Annotated in this window: 17 protein-coding genes; 7 read left to right on the top strand and 10 right to left on the bottom strand. The window is 44.4% G+C overall.

Annotated features, from left to right (window positions below):
* Positions 1-46: 46 nt before the first annotated feature.
* Both KZC02_RS14910 and KZC02_RS14905 read right to left on the bottom strand, forming a co-directional pair.
* Entirely contained in the window at positions 47-2,935 is a 2,889-nt protein-coding gene (locus tag KZC02_RS14910) for a gliding motility-associated C-terminal domain-containing protein (protein WP_221394809.1), read from the bottom strand.
* A 341-nt stretch (positions 2,936-3,276) separates the two neighbouring features.
* Positions 3,277-5,799: a gliding motility-associated C-terminal domain-containing protein gene (locus KZC02_RS14905; RefSeq protein WP_229254347.1), complete on the bottom strand. Its 2,523-nt coding sequence runs from the start codon at positions 5,797-5,799 to the stop codon at positions 3,277-3,279.
* A gap of 645 nt (positions 5,800-6,444) precedes the next feature.
* Here KZC02_RS14905 and KZC02_RS14900 point away from each other — a divergent pair.
* The 3 genes from KZC02_RS14900 to KZC02_RS14890 all read left to right on the top strand — a co-directional run bounded on the left by KZC02_RS14900 (position 6,445) and on the right by KZC02_RS14890 (position 10,043).
* Entirely contained in the window at positions 6,445-7,116 is a 672-nt protein-coding gene (locus KZC02_RS14900; protein ID WP_221394807.1) for a succinate dehydrogenase cytochrome b subunit, read from the top strand.
* Positions 7,117-7,188: 72 nt separating this feature from the next.
* Positions 7,189-9,177, top strand: a complete 1,989-nt coding sequence (locus KZC02_RS14895; protein WP_221394806.1) for a fumarate reductase/succinate dehydrogenase flavoprotein subunit — start codon at positions 7,189-7,191, stop codon at positions 9,175-9,177.
* Between the two features lie 113 nt (positions 9,178-9,290).
* On the top strand, positions 9,291-10,043 hold the full coding sequence (locus tag KZC02_RS14890; RefSeq protein ID WP_221395064.1) for a succinate dehydrogenase/fumarate reductase iron-sulfur subunit: 753 nt from the start codon (positions 9,291-9,293) through the stop codon (positions 10,041-10,043).
* Positions 10,044-10,302: 259 nt separating this feature from the next.
* On the opposite strand, the gene KZC02_RS32945 is transcribed toward KZC02_RS14890, so the two are convergent.
* The 5 genes from KZC02_RS32945 to KZC02_RS14870 form a co-directional block, all read right to left on the bottom strand.
* On the bottom strand, positions 10,303-10,617 hold the full coding sequence (locus KZC02_RS32945; RefSeq protein WP_310590448.1) for an OmpH family outer membrane protein: 315 nt from the start codon (positions 10,615-10,617) through the stop codon (positions 10,303-10,305).
* Positions 10,614-10,910: an OmpH family outer membrane protein gene (locus KZC02_RS32940; RefSeq protein WP_310590447.1), complete on the bottom strand. Its 297-nt coding sequence runs from the start codon at positions 10,908-10,910 to the stop codon at positions 10,614-10,616. Before KZC02_RS32940 ends, KZC02_RS32945 begins: the two co-directional genes overlap by 4 nt.
* A gap of 126 nt (positions 10,911-11,036) precedes the next feature.
* The gene (locus KZC02_RS14880; RefSeq protein WP_221394805.1) at positions 11,037-11,372 is read right to left on the bottom strand and encodes a hypothetical protein; all 336 of its coding nucleotides are present in this window, start codon (positions 11,370-11,372) and stop codon (positions 11,037-11,039) included.
* A gap of 6 nt (positions 11,373-11,378) precedes the next feature.
* Positions 11,379-13,862 (bottom strand): penicillin acylase family protein, encoded by a 2,484-nt coding sequence (locus tag KZC02_RS14875; protein WP_221394804.1) that lies wholly within the window; start codon positions 13,860-13,862, stop codon positions 11,379-11,381.
* Positions 13,863-13,906: 44 nt separating this feature from the next.
* The gene (locus tag KZC02_RS14870; RefSeq protein WP_221394803.1) at positions 13,907-14,638 is read right to left on the bottom strand and encodes a copper homeostasis protein CutC; all 732 of its coding nucleotides are present in this window, start codon (positions 14,636-14,638) and stop codon (positions 13,907-13,909) included.
* Positions 14,639-15,077: 439 nt separating this feature from the next.
* On the opposite strand from KZC02_RS14870, the gene KZC02_RS14865 reads away from it, so the two are divergent.
* A complete protein-coding gene (locus KZC02_RS14865) occupies positions 15,078-15,299 on the top strand; it encodes a DUF2795 domain-containing protein (protein WP_013927448.1) in 222 nt (73 codons plus the stop codon).
* A gap of 179 nt (positions 15,300-15,478) precedes the next feature.
* The gene (locus KZC02_RS14860; protein ID WP_221394802.1) at positions 15,479-16,132 is read left to right on the top strand and encodes a helix-turn-helix domain-containing protein; all 654 of its coding nucleotides are present in this window, start codon (positions 15,479-15,481) and stop codon (positions 16,130-16,132) included.
* Positions 16,133-16,146: 14 nt separating this feature from the next.
* Here KZC02_RS14860 and crcB read toward each other — a convergent pair whose 3' ends face one another.
* The 3 genes from crcB to KZC02_RS14845 all read right to left on the bottom strand — a co-directional run bounded on the left by crcB (position 16,147) and on the right by KZC02_RS14845 (position 18,155).
* On the bottom strand, positions 16,147-16,515 hold the full coding sequence (crcB, locus tag KZC02_RS14855; protein ID WP_221394801.1) for a fluoride efflux transporter CrcB: 369 nt from the start codon (positions 16,513-16,515) through the stop codon (positions 16,147-16,149).
* Between the two features lie 48 nt (positions 16,516-16,563).
* The gene (locus KZC02_RS14850) at positions 16,564-16,938 is read right to left on the bottom strand and encodes a DUF3127 domain-containing protein (RefSeq protein WP_221394800.1); all 375 of its coding nucleotides are present in this window, start codon (positions 16,936-16,938) and stop codon (positions 16,564-16,566) included.
* A 77-nt stretch (positions 16,939-17,015) separates the two neighbouring features.
* Positions 17,016-18,155, bottom strand: coding sequence for a cystathionine gamma-synthase (locus tag KZC02_RS14845; RefSeq protein ID WP_221394799.1), 1,140 nt, complete (start codon positions 18,153-18,155; stop codon positions 17,016-17,018).
* A gap of 177 nt (positions 18,156-18,332) precedes the next feature.
* Between KZC02_RS14845 and KZC02_RS14840 the strand changes: the two genes are divergently transcribed.
* Both KZC02_RS14840 and KZC02_RS14835 read left to right on the top strand, forming a co-directional pair.
* Complete coding sequence (locus KZC02_RS14840; RefSeq protein ID WP_221394798.1) at positions 18,333-19,025, top strand: TVP38/TMEM64 family protein; 693 nt, start codon at positions 18,333-18,335, stop codon at positions 19,023-19,025.
* A gap of 123 nt (positions 19,026-19,148) precedes the next feature.
* Positions 19,149-20,732, top strand: coding sequence for a sodium:solute symporter (locus tag KZC02_RS14835; protein ID WP_221394797.1), 1,584 nt, complete (start codon positions 19,149-19,151; stop codon positions 20,730-20,732).
* The last annotated feature ends 5 nt before the right edge of the window (positions 20,733-20,737 follow it).

Below are 20,737 nucleotides of genomic sequence, written 5' to 3'. Positions count from 1 at the left end.
ACCGGGGCTACAAAGGAACTGATAGAAAGTGAAAGAAAAAAGCGGGTCACCTCATGAGCTGTACCCACCCTTTGAGGGTGGTGGGCTTGGCATCTTTGCTGGCGGATTCAAAGTAGATGACGGCCTCATAGTAGTATTGCCCTGCGGAGAGCTCCTTGCCGGACTTGTTTTTGCCGTCCCAGTTGATGCTGACATCTTTGGTGTCATAGACCTGTGCTCCCCAGCGGTTGAAGACCCTGAAAGTGAGCGACTGCACAAAAGCGGGGCAGTCAAAAGGGCGGAACACGTCGTTTTTGCGGTCCCCGTTGGGGGTGAACACATTGGGCAGCACATACATGGGACAGTTGTCCTTGCAGACGGTGTTGCTGGGGGCGCTTTCGGTGCCGAAGCCGTTGACGGCCGTCACGTAGTAACAGCCCGCAAATGAGCTCAGGCCTTCATGGGCAAAGGAAGTGGCCAGCGGTATGGGCGGTGCAGTGACGGTACCTGCCAGTGTGAGCGGGTCTCCTTCATAGCGTGCATAATAGATTTTGTAGGCCGTCAGGTTCTGGTCACAGGGCAGCTGCGGGTAGGTCCATGTGAGCTGGTTGGTAAAGGTGGCCTGGTCACAGAACGTCTCCGGTGCGGCATTGAGCGCGGCACAGTCGAGCGGGTCAATGCTGAGCACGGGGGGGCAGGGCTTGGTCGTATCGGAGGCCGACACACAGATGATCTGCGAGAAGTTCAGCAGGGTATCGGGCTTGATCTGCCGGTTGTTGTAGGAGCCCACGGTCTCTACTTTATAGCAATAGGTGAGCTCTTTGGAAATGGTGACATTGACAATGCCGTCGGCTGCAAACCTGTCGGTGCCGTCGTCGGTATAATTGAAAGGCTGCCCTGCCTGTACCTGCACATCGTCGATGCGGTTGAAAGTGCCCGGCCTGGCCTTGTCCTCGCGGTAGACACGGTGCACGGTGCGTTCGTTGCTCCAGGGCACGATGGCCGACCAGTTCAGGCGGATACGTGCCGGATCTGCGGCACCCTGTTCGAGGCGGACACTGCTGGCCGGTTCTGTGACGTCCTGCAAAGCCAGAGCCCCGGCCCTGGTGGTATAATATTCGATCTGGTAGCGGTAGGCATTGGCAGTGGTGTTCAGGTTTTTGTCCACATAGAGCGTATCGGCTACTTTGGGGTCCAGCTGTGTGGGGATCTTTATGACCTCTGTAAAAACGCTCCCGTTCTGGCCTGTGGCCCTCATGAGCCGGTACTGTGCGGGTATGCCGGCCAGTGAGGTGGGGCGAGTCCACCTGACGGTGATGACGCCTTTGGCCGTATCGGTGGAATCGACCGTGACATGGGTAATGACGGGCATGATGGTAGGCAGGTTCAGGCAGGATTCGTCCGAGGCCACGCTCTGTCCGCCGCCGACCAGGCTGCCGGGTTCGTTGGGGTTGGCACCGGGCCTAGGGAAAGCGACCACGAGCCGGTAGCTGTAAGAGATGCCTGCTTCCAGCCCTGTATTGTCCAGGTAGGTGAGCTCGCCCACGCCTACGCGTGCGATCTCGGTATAGCCCGAGCCGGCGGGGATGCCCGTGATGCAGACATCCTCCGGAATATCCTTGCAGCCTTCACTGCGGTAGATGATAATTTTAGCGCCGCTGACCTGGCATTTGTAGGGGTCCCAGGTGAGCCTGTAAGCAGTACCGGCCGGGTCAGTGGCGGGCACGGCTTTGAGGTTGAGAGGTTTGGGCCCGTAGACGCGTATGTTCAGGGTGGTGATATCGGCCAGTTTGCGGAAGAAGGCGGGGTTGCCGGTGGCGGGCCCGTCCTCGACCTTGAAAAGGACCTCGTAGGGTTCGAGCCGGATGTGGTCACAGCCGGTCTGCCACAGCAGCTGCCCGGTGACGGTGCTGAGCGCTCCCTGGTTGGCGACGGTAAAGCTGGCCAGTGCGGGTTTGACCAGCGTGCTTTCATAGATACCGCCGTTGGAGGTCAGTGTGAGCTTGTTGCCGTCTTTGTCGGTGGCTTTGACGGCCTGCCGGATGAGCGTGCCGGCCTCGACACACAGGTCGGGCAGGGGTTCTAGGACCGGCCTTTTGTTGTCGGCATCCTCGACGATGATCTGCATGTCGCGCACGATCTGGCCGATCAGAACACCGTCACGCCATTCCTCTACTATAAAAGCAACGTTATAATAACCTTTTGTTACAGGTGCGTCCCAGATCAAATCTCCTGTAATAGAATTCAGGCTGAAAGTGGCAGGGCTCACACCCGCTTCCGTCTGGCCGGGAGCTCCAACCAGATTAGGATCTTTGTATTCCAGATTGATACCTGCTCCGTTTGTCAGACTTTTTTGCGGAACAAACATTTTGTATGACAAACTATCACCGTCTGCATCAAAGGCACCCGGGTTATGGATATAGCGCTGGCCAACAGCCGCTAGGTCAATTGGCGCGTTGAGTAATACTGGAGTCTGGTTCAGGCCAAAATTTGCGTTGATCTCGAGTATGGTACTTACGTAAAAGTTTAGATTCTGGGTTGGCGGAGGGCCGATGTTCAAAACATTATTGTTCCTGTTGTCCACTTCAAACGAGATACGGTATTTCTGTGCCGCAGGAAAAGTATACTGAATAATGTAAATGTTTCTGGTGGTACCATTTCCTATATCAACAATTGGTTTAATTCGTGGTGCTACCAGAACAACACCCGGACTGGTAGAATTGACGTTACCAATTGTGAAAGTCACATTTTCCTGTGCATCGGCTGCTCCCTGGCCATTTATCATATCGAAATACGCAGTCAGCTTTATTTCATATGTTAATGCACTGGCAGATCCGGTATTTATTCGTCTTGCTGTGATTTCACCCGCACGAACGTGCGTTGCCTTTGCTTCAAAGCTGATGAACAAGACCACAAAAAAGAAAGTTAAAAGCAGATATTGTAAAACAGAGCGCATATGTGATGATAGAGTACTTACTAAGTTGGACAGAAGCTATTTTTCAGATGAAAACAATTAAATAACCGTTAGCATCCGAGCGTCTGATTGTTTTAATTCAACGAAAATATAGCTAAAAATGTGTGTTTTCACCATTAATATGATGCAGATTATAGTATTATTAACGCGGAACATGGACAAATCGCAAATCACAAATAAAAATAGCGCTAGTAGCCAGATTATTTTTACTTGATAATCAACGTTTTATTTGCTTTAATCATGATATATAAAATACAGTAGCCCCAGGAATTTTATTACCGGGGCTACAAAGGAACTGATAGAAAGTGAAAGAAAAAAGCGGGTCACCTCATGAGCTGTACCCACCCTTTGAGGGTGGTGGGCTTGGCATCTTTGCTGGCGGATTCAAAGTAGATGACGGCCTCATAGTAGTATTGCCCTGCGGAGAGCTCCTTGCCGGACTTGTTTTTGCCGTCCCAGTTGATGCTGACATCTTTGGTGTCATAGACCTGTGCTCCCCAGCGGTTGAAGACCCTGAAAGTGAGCGACTGCACAAAAGCGGGGCAGTCAAAAGGGCGGAACACGTCGTTTTTGCGGTCCCCGTTGGGGGTGAACACATTGGGCAGCACATACATGGGACAGTTGTCCTTGCAGACGGTGTTGCTGGGGGCGCTTTCGGTGCCGAAGCCGTTGACGGCCGTCACGTAGTAACAGCCCGCAAATGAGCTCAGGCCTTCATGGGCAAAGGAAGTGGCCAGCGGTATGGGCGGTGCAGTGACGGTACCTGCCAGTGTGAGCGGGTCTCCTTCATAGCGTGCATAATAGATTTTGTAGGCCGTCAGGTTCTGGTCACAGGGCAGCTGCGGGTAGGTCCATGTGAGCTGGTTGGTAAAGGTGGCCTGGTCACAGAACGTCTCCGGTGCGGCATTGAGCGCGGCACAGTCGAGCGGGTCAATGCTGAGCACGGGGGGGCAGGGCTTGGTCGTATCGGAGGCCGACACACAGATGATCTGCGAGAAGTTCAGCAGGGTATCGGGCTTGATCTGCCGGTTGTTGTAGGAGCCCACGGTCTCTACTTTATAGCAATAGGTGAGCTCTTTGGAAATGGTGACATTGACAATGCCGTCGGCTGCAAACCTGTCGGTGCCGTCGTCGGTATAATTGAAAGGCTGCCCTGCCTGTACCTGCACATCGTCGATGCGGTTGAAAGTGCCCGGCCTGGCCTTGTCCTCGCGGTAGACACGGTGCACGGTGCGTTCGTTGCTCCAGGGCACGATGGCCGACCAGTTCAGGCGGATACGTGCCGGATCTGCGGCACCCTGTTCGAGGCGGACACTGCTGGCCGGTTCTGTGACGTCCTGCAAAGCCAGAGCCCCGGCCCTGGTGGTATAATATTCGATCTGGTAGCGGTAGGCATTGGCAGTGGTGTTCAGGTTTTTGTCCACATAGAGCGTATCGGCTACTTTGGGGTCCAGCTGTGTGGGGATCTTTATGACCTCTGTAAAAACGCTCCCGTTCTGGCCTGTGGCCCTCATGAGCCGGTACTGTGCGGGTATGCCGGCCAGTGAGGTGGGGCGAGTCCACCTGACGGTGATGACGCCTTTGGCCGTATCGGTGGAATCGACCGTGACATGGGTAATGACGGGCATGATGGTAGGCAGGTTCAGGCAGGATTCGTCCGAGGCCACGCTCTGTCCGCCGCCGACCAGGCTGCCGGGTTCGTTGGGGTTGGCACCGGGCCTAGGGAAAGCGACCACGAGCCGGTAGCTGTAAGAGATGCCTGCTTCCAGCCCTGTATTGTCCAGGTAGGTGAGCTCGCCCACGCCTACGCGTGCGATCTCGGTATAGCCCGAGCCGGCGGGGATGCCCGTGATGCAGACATCCTCCGGAATATCCTTGCAGCCTTCACTGCGGTAGATGATAATTTTAGCGCCGCTGACCTGGCATTTGTAGGGGTCCCAGGTGAGCCTGTAAGCAGTACCGGCCGGGTCAGTGGCGGGCACGGCTTTGAGGTTGAGAGGTTTGGGCCCGTAGACGCGTATGTTCAGGGTGGTGATATCGGCCAGTTTGCGGAAGAAGGCGGGGTTGCCGGTGGCGGGCCCGTCCTCGACCTTGAAAAGGACCTCGTAGGGTTCGAGCCGGATGTGGTCACAGCCGGTCTGCCACAGCAGCTGCCCGGTGACGGTGCTGAGCGCTCCCTGGTTGGCGACGGTAAAGCTGGCCAGTGCGGGTTTGACCAGCGTGCTTTCATAGATACCGCCGTTGGAGGTCAGTGTGAGCTTGTTGCCGTCTTTGTCGGTGGCTTTGACGGCCTGCCGGATGAGCGTGCCGGCCTCGACACACAGGTCGGGCAGGGGTTCTAGGACCGGCCTTTTGTTGTCGGCATCCTCGACGATGATCTGCATGTCGCGCACGATCTGGCCGATCAGAACACCATCACGCCATTCCTCTACGGCAAATGCTACATTATATAATCCTTTTAACGTCGGCGCATCCCAGATCAGGTCCCCAGTAATAGGGTTCAGGCTGAAAGTGGCAGGGCTGGCGCCGGCTTCCGTTTGACCGGGTGGACGCACTTGGTTGGGATCAACGTATGGAATATCTATTCCCAGACCATTTCCCGGACTTCGTTGTGGAACAAACATTTTGTATGACAAACTATCACCGTCTGCATCAAAAGCACCCGGGTTATGGATATAGCGCTGGCCAACAGCGGCAACGTCAATAGGTGCGTTGAGCATTACTGGGGTCTGGTTCAGGCCAAAATTTGCGTTGATCTCGAGAGAAGAATGGACGTAGAAATTTACCTGATCAGTTCCAATACCATTTTTTAAATTCAGGATATTGGCATTCCGGTTTTCCATCATTACTGAAATTTGGAATTTTCCAGCCGATGGAAATCTATGCGTAGTTATATACTCATTTATAGTAGTGTTATTTCCGATATTTACAACCGAACTCTGAATCCTTTTTACATTTACAGGGCCTTCGCTTCCAAAATAGAAATTAACATCATTTGCTGCATTTGCTGCGTTTATTCCGGCAGGGGTTACGTCAAAATATGCGGTAAGTTTAATCTCATAAGTGAGGTCACTTGCAGATGCACCGGGCAAACGCCTTGCTGTAATTTCACCTGCACGAAAATGTGTCGCGTTTGACTGATATCCATAAAGGGAGAGCAAACTGAATATTAATAAAATCCGGAACCGTAAAAGAGCGCGCATAAGATTTATCCTGCTTTAATTAACCTGGTTAAATTCTGAACGAAAATTATGCTAAAAATGTGTATATCAATGGCATTCCGTTTAAGAGTTTATTTATCAGCTAATTTGGTATTGGGATTTTGGAAAATGTGCAGGCCAAAAATGCTTTTGATTCTTAATAATCATTATAAATTATATACAGATTTATAAAAATGGCACAGTTCTATTGTCTCGCATAGGTTTGTGCTATACCTTTGAATCGTTCTAAATATACCTTATTTTTTTGCACTAAAACCATTCGTGTTTCCTATGTCGTGGTTTACACAAACGTTAACGAGTTCCATTGGTAAGAAACTCCTGATGGCTCTTACCGGACTATTTCTGATTACTTTCCTGATTATTCATGCCGGAATCAATGCCATGATTTTTTACAATGATGGCGGTGAAACTTTTACTGAGTGGGGACATTTTATGGGTACAAATCCAATTGTCCGTACGCTTGAAATTGGGCTTGTTGCGGGATTTCTTATCCACATTATTGATGGGCTTATGTTGTGGAAAACTAACAGTGCCGCACGACCTATCAAATATGCGGTCACTAATCCGTCGGCCAATAGCACATGGTATTCAAGAAGCATGGGCCTGCTTGGCACATTATTGCTGATCTTCCTGGTCATCCATACATCTCACTTCTGGATTCCAAACCGTTCTAATCAGTTTGCTACGGGAGAGGAGCTTAATTTATATCAAATGATGCTTGATATATTCCAGAATCCGTTGGTCGTCTTGATTTACGTATTGGGTTGCATTTCACTTTTCTGGCATCTTTTGCACGGATTCAAAAGTGCATTTCAAACATTAGGCTGGAATCACGTTAAATACAATGGCCTTGTTTCATTTATCGGAACAGCTTATTCCATTATTATTCCGGTACTTTTTGCACTGATGCCTATCTCTATTTATTTCGGCTGGGTAAAGTAAAATGACAATTAAGCTTATAGCTTAAATTTTCGAATTTAATTTTTTCCGATTAATTAAATATTAAAAACATATATGGCAACTTCATCTCGTCTGGATGCCAAAATACCAGTAGGGCCGATTGAAACTAAATGGAGTAAATACAAATCTTCGGTTCCTCTCGTAAACCCTGCTAATAAACGTAACCTGGAAATAATCGTCGTTGGAACCGGACTTGCCGGTGCTTCGGCAGCCGCTACCTTAGCGGAATTGGGTTATAAAGTGAAAGCATTCTGTTTTCAGGATTCTCCCCGTCGCGCACACTCGATTGCTGCACAAGGTGGTATTAATGCTGCTAAAAATTACCAGAATGATGGTGACTCTGTTTACCGTCTTTTTTATGATACAATTAAGGGAGGTGACTACCGTGCAAGAGAAGGTAATGTTCATCGTCTTGCCGAAGTTTCAGGAAATATCATAGACCAATGCGTTGCTGCCGGTGTTCCTTTTGCACGTGAATATGGTGGTCTGCTTTCTAACCGTTCTTTCGGCGGAACTCAGGTTCAGCGTACATTTTATGCGGCTGGACAAACAGGTCAGCAATTATTACTTGGAGCTTATTCAGGTTTGCAGCGTCAGGTTGGGATGGGTACAGTCAAAATGTACAACCGTCACGAAATGCTTGATGTTGTTAATATCGATGGCAAATGCCGCGGTATTATCGCAAGAAACCTGATCACAGGAGAAATTGAAAGACATGGCGGCCATGCTGTTTTGCTTTGTACTGGTGGATATGGAAACGTATTTTATCTTTCAACAAATGCAATGGGTAGCAATGTAACAGCTGCCTGGAAAGCGCACAAACGTGGTGCATTCTTTGGTAACCCATGTTTTACACAAATTCACCCGACTTGTATTCCCGTTTCAGGAGAGCACCAGTCGAAATTGACTTTGATGTCAGAATCCCTTCGTAATGACGGACGGATTTGGGTGCCAAAAGCGAAAAATGACACGCGTCCCGGAAACGAAATTCCAGAAGGCGAAAGGGATTACTACTTAGAACGCCGTTATCCTGCATTTGGTAACCTGGTTCCCCGTGACATTGCTTCACGTGCGGCAAAAGAGAGATGCGATGCCGGATATGGTGTTGGAACTTCGAAGCTTGCTGTTTTCCTTGATTTTGCTGCCGCGGTTGAGCGGTACGGAAGAGGTGAAGCGAATAAAAATAACATCGCAAATCCTTCAAAAGAAGATATAACAGTTTGGGGAAAAGCAGTCGTAAAAGAAAAATACGGTAACCTTTTCGATATGTATAAGCAAATCACAGGAGAAGATCCTTATGAAGTGCCTATGCGTATTTATCCTGCTGTTCACTACACAATGGGTGGACTTTGGGTTGATTACAATCTGATGACTACTGTTCCTGGTTTGTATTGCATGGGAGAAGCAAATTTTTCCGACCATGGTGCAAACCGTTTGGGTGCCTCTGCATTGATGCAGGGACTTGCGGATGGATATTTTGTAATTCCTTATACGATCGGATCGTATCTGGCGAAAGAAATAGGAACGGGTAAAATTCCAACGGATCACCCGGAATTTGTTAAGGTAGAAAAAGAAGTAAAAGACCGGATCGATACATTGATTAAAATTCAGGGAAACACATCTCCTGAATTGTTCCACCGCCGCCTGGGTAAAATTATGTGGGATAAATGTGGAATGGCAAGAAATGCAACAGGACTTAAAGAAGCAATCGTTGAAATACGTGCGCTTCGTAGAGAGTTCTGGAGCGATGTGAAAGTAATGGGAAATATCACAGAATTTAACCCTGAACTGGATAAAGCCGGCCGTGTTGCTGACTTTATAGAATTAGGAGAATTGATGTGTATTGATGCATTAACGCGTGAGGAATCCTGTGGAGGCCACTTCCGTGAGGAGCATCAGACGGAAGAAGGTGAAGCACTGCGTGACGATGAAAACTTTATGTTTGTTTCTGCATGGGAGCACAAGGCCCAGGAAGAATGGGAATTACATAAAGAAGAGCTGATTTACGATAACATTAAAATTGCCCAAAGAAGTTATAAATAATGGCCGCCGGCTGTCGGCATTCGGCTATCAACCGTTTGCAGCTGGCCATTGGCTTAATAATATTATAGGTTAATTGATAACCGTTAACTATTACAACAATGAGTGCAGGTAACATGCATATTAAGCTTAAAGTCTGGAGACAAAGCAATAGTAATACACAAGGAGGTTTTGAAAATTACAGTCTCGATACTGTTTCTCCGGATATGTCTTTTCTTGAAATGTTCGACATTCTTAATGAAAAGCTGATCGAAGAAGGAACAGAACCAGTTGCATTTGACCATGACTGCCGCGAAGGGATTTGCGGGTCATGTGATATGTTTATAAACGGACGTCCGCACGGACCTTTGAAAGGTGTAACAACCTGTCAATTACACATGCGTTCGTTTAATGATGGTGACACTATTGTTGTGGAACCATGGCGTGCAGGTGCTTTTCCGGTTATCAAGGATCTGGTTGTAGACCGTGATGCATTTGACAGGATCATTGCCGCAGGTGGATTCGTTTCTGTTAATACAGGTAATGCACAGGATGCAAACAGCTTGCCAATTCCAAAAGAAGCGGCTGACGATGCGTTTTCTGCCGCTGCATGTATCGGTTGCGGAGCTTGTGTTGCAGCTTGTAAAAATGCTTCGGCTATGCTTTTTGTATCTGCCAAAATATCTCAGTTGGCTTTATTACCACAAGGCCAGGCTGAAAGAAGCATCCGCGCAGAAAAAATGGTCGCTCAAATGGATGCCGAAGGATTTGGTGCTTGTACCAACACTGGTGCTTGCTCAGCAGAATGTCCGAAAGAAATTAGTATGGTTAACATAGCCCGTATGAACCGGGAATATATCGGAGCTAAAATATCTTCGACTGCTGTATAAGAAAATATTAGTTCTTTATAAGATTGAGAAAAGGTACTGATCATTCAGTGCCTTTTTTTGTTTTCAGAAATTAACTGTAAATCATTTTCAGCCACAATATATAATTTTTTGTACTTGCCCGAGCCGTCCCACGATCGTTTCCTCCAACCTTCTAATGATAAGTAATAGTAGCCATTAAATCAAAAAAAAACGAGGCACCAAATTGGCGACCTCGTTCTATATGCAATGAATCAGAATGCTGATAAATTCTGACTGAATATTATTTTTTGCTCGTAGTATCAGGTTTTGCAGTTCCTGCATGTTCTTTATTCAAGCCGTCAATGATCTTTTTAGTTACATCCAAAGATGGGTTGGCAAAAAGAATTCCACCACCCAGAGAATAGCCTAAAACATATTCGTAGCCATTTTCTTTGTTGTACTTTTCCATATACGCCCTGATATTTTTATAAAGCTGTTCGTTTTTAACTGCTTCTTCCTGGCCTAATGCCTGAGCAGCCTGATCACGGTAAGCAACAAGATCCTGCTGTTTTTTCATTAGCTGAGCTTCTGTGGAACGAGCTTGTTCAGGCGTCATTGTCTGAGCTTTTTGCTGAAAAAAGCAACTTCATTTTGTAATGATCTTCCTTTTGTATTCAGCTCATTTTCCAATTGGAAATTTTTATTTTCAAGTTCTTTTTTGGTTTCTTTATAAAAATCATAATTTTTCAAAAGGGAATCTACCTGTACATAAACTGTCCGGCGTCCGGCTACAACTCCACCATCTGCTACCGATCCAGCCTCAGGTTTTCCTGAAAAATGCAAAAAGAATAACACCGCCACAGCAAGGGTAAGCACGATGTTCCAAATCAACGAAGTATTGTTATTCACGTCTTTAAAGTTTTATTGTTTTTTTTGAAAGAGCCGCAAAGATAATGATTTGTGTTTAAGTACAATAAATATCCGGGAAGCTGTGGGTACAAAGTAGGTATTATTAATTTCAAGACTTGTTATTGGCTAGTTATCAAATGTTTGCCGTACCAGGGAACCGGACAAACCAGAAAAACCTGCCACCAAACCACCTGCAACAGTTGTAACAAGCAGAAGGAGTATACCATTTGGCAAAGAAAAAATTTCAGCAATTTTGTTTGACATAGCACCTTCTGAATTAATATGAAGATATAATCCGTAGGTAAACCATAGCAATGCAATGGAGGCAAAACTTATTGCAAAAGATCTGACTGGCGAAGCGGGCTGCCATAAACTGACCAAAAAGGGAACCAGTGCGATAGTCCACCAGGGTGCAAAAAATTGTAAAATGGCAGTGACTACAAATATAAGAATGAAATTCATGTCCTGTTAATTGCTTTTAAGCGTAATTTTTGATGTAAGATGAGGGTTCTGCTGGTCGGGAAACGTTAGATAAATCAATTCATTCAGCTGGCCTTTTTCCCATTTTTCCAGCAAATTCAGATAATACGGACTTCCGGGATTTCCGGATTGCCCGCCCGGATAAATGCCATAAGCTTTTGGTGAAGCACCTAATTGTACGACCATACGCCATGAAGGCCCATGCCTTTTTGTAATAGCATTGACAATACTGCTTCCTCCTCCTGTTTTGAGCAATGGAGCGTTAAAAGGTTTTAGTCTTCTGCTTAAATGACGAATTTCGGTGCCTTTTACCTGTGACCATTGCCAGTCCGGGCTCATAAATCCATGGCCTGCAGTAATGGTATCAACCGTTTCTTTAAAACTTTCTGCAACAATATCATGCAGGGTTTCTTTTTTAACTGTATTTATATTATCAAACCATTTTTCATTTGGCTGATACAAGATCATGAACAAAGTACGGTCACGGGATGGAAATTCCAATGCGACGGAATTGGAGTTAAACTCATCTTCCCATATTGCTTTTTGCAGTAGTGGCATCCAGGTTTCGAATATAGATGCTGCGATAGATTCAGGACTATTCTGATAATTCCAACCAGATAATGCTGTTTCGGCATCTTTTTGAGCGGTGTTAAGCGAAGCAGAGTCAAGGATTGATAATAGTTTTGGCAAAATCGTACGTCCTAGAACACTGAAGTTGTCATTCTGTAACATTCTCAAACTATCCGCATTTGCTTTAGTCATAGCTGCCAGCCGCTCATTAATACGAACGCCTCTTTCTGATTGAGCAAACATCCAGTTGATATAATACGGATAAGTTGTATCAGTAGAAGACTGGTTAGCTGAACTGACAAATCCTCTTGGTGGATTCTTTACATATGGATTTTGTTCAGCAGGTATCCAGCCATGCCAGTCGTCATCAGGATTTGAGCCGTCCAGCAAAAATTTCCCCTGATCTTTATATTTCAAAGGAAATTTTCCATTGACAGTCATAGCGATATTTTTTCCGTTATCAGCAAAAACAAAGTTTTGTCCAGGCCCGACATAGTATTTTAAAGCCTTTCGGTAATCTTCATAGTTTCTGGCCTTATTCAGTTCATAAAATGTCAGAAAGCTGTTTCCGGCTTCATGCCCTATCCATTTCACAGCCAGATCAGGTATTTTTTCTGAGTCATCAGCATCAGTAACAGGGCCATGATGCGTATAAATAATTTCTTCCTTTATAGGTTTCAACTGGCCTTTTACATAAATAAGCTCTTCGCGTTTACGTGTTGCTTTCCATTTGTTATCATGCCAGTAATAAGCTCTGGTACTATCCCTGAACTTTATTTTATATAAATCAAAAACATCTGCATCAACATTGGTTACGCCCCAGGCTACGTTCTGATTGAAACCGATAATCACACTCGGAATACCAGGTAATGAAACGCCATAAACATTCATATCAGGAGAATGCAATTGAACCTGGTACCAGATCGAAGGTAAGGTTAATTCCAAATGAGGGTCGTTGGCCAGGATGGGATACCCGGTAATCGATTTTTCAGCTGAAATTGCCCAGTTATTACTTCCTAAGCCCTCAATTTTAGGATCTCTTTTGGGTAATTTTAGTATTTTTTTGGCTGGGAATTGTGGCTGGCTTACTCCTTTTAGTTTTATTAAAGATGAATCTTTGGCTTGTGATAATGTACCTTTAACTGGTAGTGGCAATGGCTGGAAATCCCACTTTGTACCTACCGGAATGATCGGGCTTTCCCTTAACATAGGATAATCAGGGAATAATTGGTTTACAACTTCCTGCCCGTATTTTTTCAGGACATTTGTTATATTCAGGTCATTAGATCGTCCTGCGAGAGTAAGAGTCATTTGCTCCAGCATATACATGGTATTAATTGGTTTCCATGGCTCAGGCCTGTATCCCAATAATTTGTATTCCACCGGAAAAGCTTTCGGAGTAAGCTGACTGATATACGCATTTACTCCTGCTGAATAACCAAGCAATACTTCACGCGAGCGGTTGTCGCTCATAGCAACCTTTAAGTTTGCCTCTGCTCCATAACCCATTCCCAGCCGACGGCTTTTCTGGTCTAACGTTAAGGTAGCAGAACCAAGCACTTCTGAGAGCCGGCCCGAGGCAGCACGCACCTGCAGATCCATTTGCCATAATCTGTCCTTTGCTGTAATATAACCCTGCGCAAAAAATAAATCGAAGTCATTCTTTGCAAAAATATGCGGTACGCCGGTATCATCGAACCTGATGATAACCTCATTTTTAAGGCCGTCTAGTTTTAGGATCACTTCTTCTTTAGGATCTACCGGCCTGTCTCCGTTTTGCCAGAATCCGACAAAAGGGCTAATAAAGGAACCAAGTGCCGGAATCCGGCCCCAGGATCTGTTCAGGACGTACACAAAACTAATAGAGAAAGCAAGTGATATAAATGCCTTAAAAACTTTCATACAGAAGGTTTTATGTCGATAAATGGACCAGTTGGTAAAAAACGTCAGACGGAAACTGTCTGAACAATTGCTTCTATCAGATCAAGGTCACTGTAAAGTACGGAACGTTCGTCAGGTATTTCGCCAGCCATAGAAATATCTGAAGGAAAAAACTTTTGCCGGCCGGGTCGGAATGCTTTTGCAGTAAGATGCAAGGCATGTACCCCTGCTTCTTTTAATACTGCGGCATTGGTATGGTTTACTCCGCCTCCTGCCATGATTTCTATTAACTGGCCGGCTTCTTTTGATAATTTAGCCAAAAGTTCTTTTCCCTGTATCGCAGAAGGTTTCTGGCCTGATGTTAATATCCTTTCAGCACCTGTTTCAATGACAGCTTTGAGCGCTTTTACAGGATCCGGCGTAAGGTCAAATGCACGGTGAAATGTTACTTTTAAAGGATATGCGAAATCAACCAATGCTTTTGTCCGCTCAATATTTACTTGTCCGTCAGCATGAAGAATACCAAGTACTACACCATCAGCTCCCAGTTTTTTTGCAAGAGCAATATCTTTCCTCATGATTTCCTCCTCAAACACGTCATATACAAAATCACCTCCGCGTGGCCTTATCATTACGTAAAGTTGAATCTGGATGTGCTCACGAACCAATTCAATAAGTCCTGCACTTGGGGTTGTTCCGCCTTCACCTAATCCGCCGCATAATTCAATTCTTCCCGCGCCACCGGCCTGTGCATTGATACAGGACTCCAGAGAATAGGCACAAACTTCAATAGTCATATATATTGTGTACTAAATGATTGGGAAAATTACAAAACAAGGAGTGAATTACCATGAAGACCGTAATAATGTACCATCGATACTACCTGTTTGCAGATATTAAAGTAGCTTAGACCAACTTCCATGACGTGGTTACGGTACTATTAATTAATGTGGTATGGCTACGGCATGCAATGAATTTGTTATTAATTTTCTTTTTGCTACAATCAAGTAACTCCAATGTAGCAGGTATTTAATATAATTATCACAAGTGACTTAAAGGATTTTTTCTTATATTGATAAAATATAATAATTTGATAGTCAATATTTTATATTAAAAAGAAAAATATTTTTCCTCAAAAAACAATTATTTTTCTTTTTTTCGCTTAAAGCTATTAAAAGAGGCAAATTTTTTTACTTTTGCAAAAATTGTTAGTAACTATTAATAGGCGAAAATACTATGTACTGGACACTCGAACTTGCGTCATATCTTGAAGATGCTCCCTGGCCAGCTACCAAAGACGAGCTAATTGACTTTGCAATCAGAACAGGCGCTCCGTTAGAGGTAGTTGAAAACTTACAAGAACTTGAAGATGACGGTCAGCCTTATGAAAGCATTGAGGAAATTTGGCCGGATTATCCGACAAAAGATGACTTCTTTTTTAACGAAGACGAATATTAAAATAAGAGAACGGCACTATCAAGTGCCGTTTTTTTTGTTTCCAATGATTTTTATTAAAAAGTAGCAGACAAATTTTTTTATAATATCCAAAAATGTAAATTGTTAACGTTATCTAAGAAAGGGCAGAAAGATTAATCCAGATGATTTTGTCATAATTCAGATATTCATCCATTCTACTGATGGAACTTCGATTGCTGAAAGAGTTAGTAAAAAAAGGTGAGGGTGAGCACGTGGAATTCAAACTGAAATCCAATCATCCTGAAAAGATTGTCCGGGAAATGGTAGCTTTTGCCAATACCGGTGGTGGAAAGTTGTTCATCGGAGTCGGAGATGACAAGAGTATCAAGGGGCTCAAAGACGTAGAGGAAGACGAATATACGCTCACGAAGGCCATCAGCACCTATATTTATCCCAAAATTAATTTTCGTTCAGAACGAATTCCTGTTTCTATAGATCGGGACGTACTGGTAATTACCATTCCCAGAAGTATTGACAAACCTCATTATGTGATTGATTCAACCGGAAACAGGCAGGCTTATATTCGTGTTGAAGATAAGTCAATCCAGGCCAGCCGTGAGATGAAAGAGATTATGCGGCGCGGACGCGGAGAACGTGACATCCGTTTCAATTACGGTGAAAAGGAAGAAAAATTAATGAGACTTCTGGACGAAAAGAAATCCGTAACCGTTGATGTTTTTGCTGCATTTGCCGGAATTCCCCGAAAAATGGCTTCCAATACATTGGTAGTTATGGTATTAGCACGAATACTGGAAGTTCACCCCCACGAAATACTCGATCGTTTTACAATGTCACTGGCTTATCAGTCAAATTAAATAATGGATTGAAATCATTTGCCAATCCACATTCCCAGAAGAGTAGCCCCAAAGCAAAGAATTACGCTTATCACTACATTTATAAATGCATCTGCAAACCGGTTATGGATGATCAGTTGTATCGTCTCATTCGTGAAAGTAGAAAAAGTGCTGTATCCACCACAAAAGCCCACTGCTATAAAAGCACGATAAGTTGTAACGGAATCGGTTGGTTTTAATGCAGCCCAGCCGGTAAAGAATCCAAGGATCAGACAGGCAAAAATATTGGCCGTCAGTGTTCCAAAAGGAAAAACTGACGACCATTTAATGAAAACTTTACCAGTACCATAACGTGCAAGGCTACCTAATCCGCCACCTACAAAAACAAGAATAATCTGATTCATAGCGGAATTGCTTTTTTCATTGGCCTGGCTGTATGGCTTGTTTAATAATTAAAACGGCAGATCGTCCGATTCGTCTTCGCTGAACGTAGTTACTGACGGCAATGGACTGTTTCCTGCTTTGTTATTGCCAGCCGCCGGAGCTGAACCTGCGCCTGCACTTCCTGCTTTATCCACTTTCCATGCTTTTACTTCGGTATACCAGCGGGAATTGTATTCGCGGCTTTCCACATCAATCGACGCAGTCACAGAATCGTTTACCTGTAATCCAGCCTGATCGATTTTATCTCCCCATAACGAAATACAAACTTTTTTCGGATACTGGGAAGGGATTTCAAGAATGAATTCCTGCTTACGCCACATTCCGTTTTTGCCCTGGCCGGTTACCTCAGGAAGTAAAGCAATGACCGTTCCTGTTAATTCCATATTATTTATTGATTTTTTGTTTCTTTAAAATGCGGTTTCAAAAGTAAGTCTTTTGGTTTGCGATTGCAAAAAAGACCTTACCCAATTGCTTGCTCAAGATCGGCAATCAGATCTTCCACATCCTCAATACCAACACTTAACCGAATAAGCGTATCTTTTAATCCTACCTTTTCGCGCTCTTCTTTTGGAATACTTGCATGCGTCATGCTCGCCGGATGCGTACATAATGATTCAACTCCGCCCAATGATTCACCCAATGAAAATACCTGCAGGCTTTCCATTACGTGAATAGCTTCTTCATAAACGTCTCCCTTCAACTCAAAAGAAAGCATACCTCCAAAACCTCTCATCTGTTTCTTTGCAAGTTCGTGGCCGTTATTGGAAACAAGGCCGGGGTAATAAACTTTACCAACTTTTAAGTGAGTTTCCAGCCAGTTCGCAACTATAATTGCATTCTCACAATGACGCTGCATACGAATATGAAGTGTTTTTATCCCTCTCAATACCAAAAAGCAATCCTGTGGGCCAGGTACTGCACCACTTGCGTTTTGTATAAAAGCCAGCTGTTTTGCCAGCTCATCATCATTTGTGATCAGCGCACCCATCACAGTATCAGAATGCCCGCCCAAATATTTCGTCACCGAGTGCATGACAATATCAGCACCCATATCCAGCGGATTTTGCAAGTAAGGGGAAGCGAAAGTATTATCAACTGCAGTATAAATCCCTTTGGTTTTACATAAATTAATTACTGCTTCCAGATCAATAATCCTCAACAATGGATTTGTTGGTGTTTCTATCCATACCAGTTTGGTTTTTTCGGTAATTGCATTTTCAATATTGGTAATATCGCTCATATCAACAAAATTGAAAACCAAACCGAAAGGCTCATAAATCTTCTTCATGATCCGGTAAGATCCACCATAAATATCATTGGTTGCAATAATTTCGTCACCCGGGCGGAACATTTTCAAAACCGCATCCGTAGCAGCAAGGCCGGAAGCATAACAAATTCCGTGTTTCCCGTTTTCCAAAGCGGCCAAAGCATTTTGCAGGGCAGTTCTGGTTGGATTGTGCGTGCGTGAATATTCATATCCTTTATGTTTACCCGGACTTTCCTGCACGTAGGTGGAGGTTTGGTAAATCGGCGTCATAATGGCACCCGTTGTTGGATCAGGTTGTACGCCTGCGTGTATAGCTTTTGTTCCGAATTTCATGTGTTTTTAGCTTACAGCTATTAGCCACGCGGCAGACCGCAGATAGCTTTTAGCTCGTTATTTTTCTGAAAGCCGACCGCTGAATGCCGGAGGCTATTTCTCACAAAGATAAGATTATGAAAAACCTTTTAGCTATACATCACGTTGAATCAACATAATTGATCAGTTTTAAATAATATGTTTTCAAAGAATTCATCGGCAGGAAAACTTTCACTCCCGGTTATAATCAGTGTTTTGCTCACGATTATTCCGCTTGTGACTACTTCTCTTGTAACAGCCTGGGCAATCAGCAATGAAAGTTTGTTAAGAAACTGGCCATTACAATCCTGGATCATCGTGACAGTTGTTCTCACATTTGCTTCGTCCGTTGCCCTGACCCCGCCTACTTTTCTTGCACTGGTTTATGGTTATTTTCTGGGTTGGGTTGCTATTCCATTGCTTTTTGGCCTGAATCTGGGAGCTATTGCTATCATATTTGGTATGTCAAGATTTTTGCACCCTGAATCTGTAAGAAATTACCTGGTACAGATTTACCCACAGATAGTACCTTTATTAAATCGTTTTCATCAAAACGAACTCCGGTTGATTTTCTTTGCCAAACTTTCCCCGATCCTGCCTTTTGCTGTTGCCAATTTATTTTTTGCAATGGCAGGAGCACGTTTCAAACAAATTCTTGCGGGAGGTACTTTGGGAATGATTCCGCGTACCATACTTGCAGTTTGGGCAGGAAAAGAAGCCCAGGATATTGCTTATCTGCTTAAACATCCGAATGAGGGGTTATGGACAAAGGTTTTTATTCTTGTTCTCATTGTAATCTCTACACTTGGAATGGGTTATTTTTTTAAAGATAAAAAAGCGACTGAGAAATAATTACAACTACAAATAGTCTTAATCATTGCCCATACCGTACAATAATAGCGGTGACAATTAGTATAATGTCATCGGCAAAGTCCTTTCCTTTTGTAATTAAAAATATACTTACCCAAAAGTGGAATGAAATCCTTACCCGTTACAGATCTTGCTGTTGTAATTATTTATCTGGCAGGCATGATAGCGGTAGGTATTTACTTTTCAAGAAAAAATACAACGGCGGATCAGTTCACGAAGGCCTCCGGAAAAATTCCTGGCTGGGCAATTGGTATTTCCATTTATGCCACTTTTTTAAGTAGTAATACTTTTTTAGGTGTTCCCGGCAAAGCTTACGGAAGCAATTGGAATTCGTTTGTTTTTAGCCTGTCGATGCCGCTTGCTGCCTGGGTAGCAACCAAATTTTTCATTCCATTTTACCGTAATACAGGAGAAGTTTCGGCTTATACACATTTGGAAAAGCGTTTTGGTTCCTGGGCACGTACTTATGCAGTAGCGTGTTTTTTGTTGACACAGCTCGCCCGGATGGGATCAATCTTCTTTGGCATCGCACTTAGTTTACAAGCACTTACAGGTTATCCCATGTCAACAATTATGATTGTTGTTGGCATTTGTATCGTTTTGTACACGGTTATGGGCGGGATGGAAGCAGTAATCTGGACGGAAGTAGTACAAGGCGTGGTCAAAACGATTGGGGCGCTGGTCATTTTATATCTTGTTGTCAGCAGTATGGATGGAGGAGTTTCTAAAATCATTGATATTGGCCAAACAGATCACAAATTCAGCCTCGGAACCTTTGCTCCTGATTTCGTCCAATCGTCTTTTTGGGTCGTGTTATTGTATGGATTTTTCATGAATCTGAACAATTTTGGCATGGACCAAAATTATGTACAGCGCTATCATACAACAACATCCATTAAAGAAGCCGCAAGTTCTGTTTGGCTATGTGTGTATCTTTACCTGCCGGTCTCACTGATCTTTTTTGTATTAGGTTCCTGTTTATATGCCTATTACCAAAGTAGTCCCGACTTGCTGAATGCTGTAAGAATGCAGGCAGCAACCGAACGTTTGCCTCAGGGAACAGCAGAAGCAATTAGCAATTTAGCTTCTACCCTCACTCCTGCCGAATATGGTGATAAAGTTATGCCGCATTTCATGGTAAATAAGGTTCCGACCGGTTTACTCGGGCTGATCATCGCCGCCATAATGTCTGCTGCAATGAGTACGATCAGTTCAGGAATGAATGCTTCAGCCACGGTTTTTTCGGTTGACATTTATCAGCGTTATATCAAACCGGATCTTACCGCTAAGCAGTCAATGAAGCTTTTATACATAGCTACAACTGGTTTTGGCCTTTTAGGGATGCTGACTGGAATTGCCATGATTGGTGTAAAAAGTGTACTGGATGTTTGGTGGATGTTATCCGGAATTTTTGCCGGAGGCATGTTAGGATTGTTTCTTTTAGGTATTATTTCAAAAAACACCAAAAATACAGAAGCTTTAACGGCTACTTTGATTGGGATTATTGTCATTATCTGGATGACTTTTTCATCACAGCTACCGGATGAATACGCCTATTTACGTAACCCGCTTCATCAGAACATGATCATGGTTGTTGGAACGCTCACTATCTTTTTAACAGGATTAATCCTGACGAAGCTGAAACGCAAAACTAATCCTGAACCGGATATTGTGATAGATAACCATTGATCAAT

It is taken from the genome of Dyadobacter sp. NIV53, assembly GCF_019711195.1.
In the GTDB taxonomy this organism is placed as follows: domain Bacteria; phylum Bacteroidota; class Bacteroidia; order Cytophagales; family Spirosomataceae; genus Dyadobacter.
This window is presented reverse-complemented; position numbering and strand designations above follow the sequence as displayed.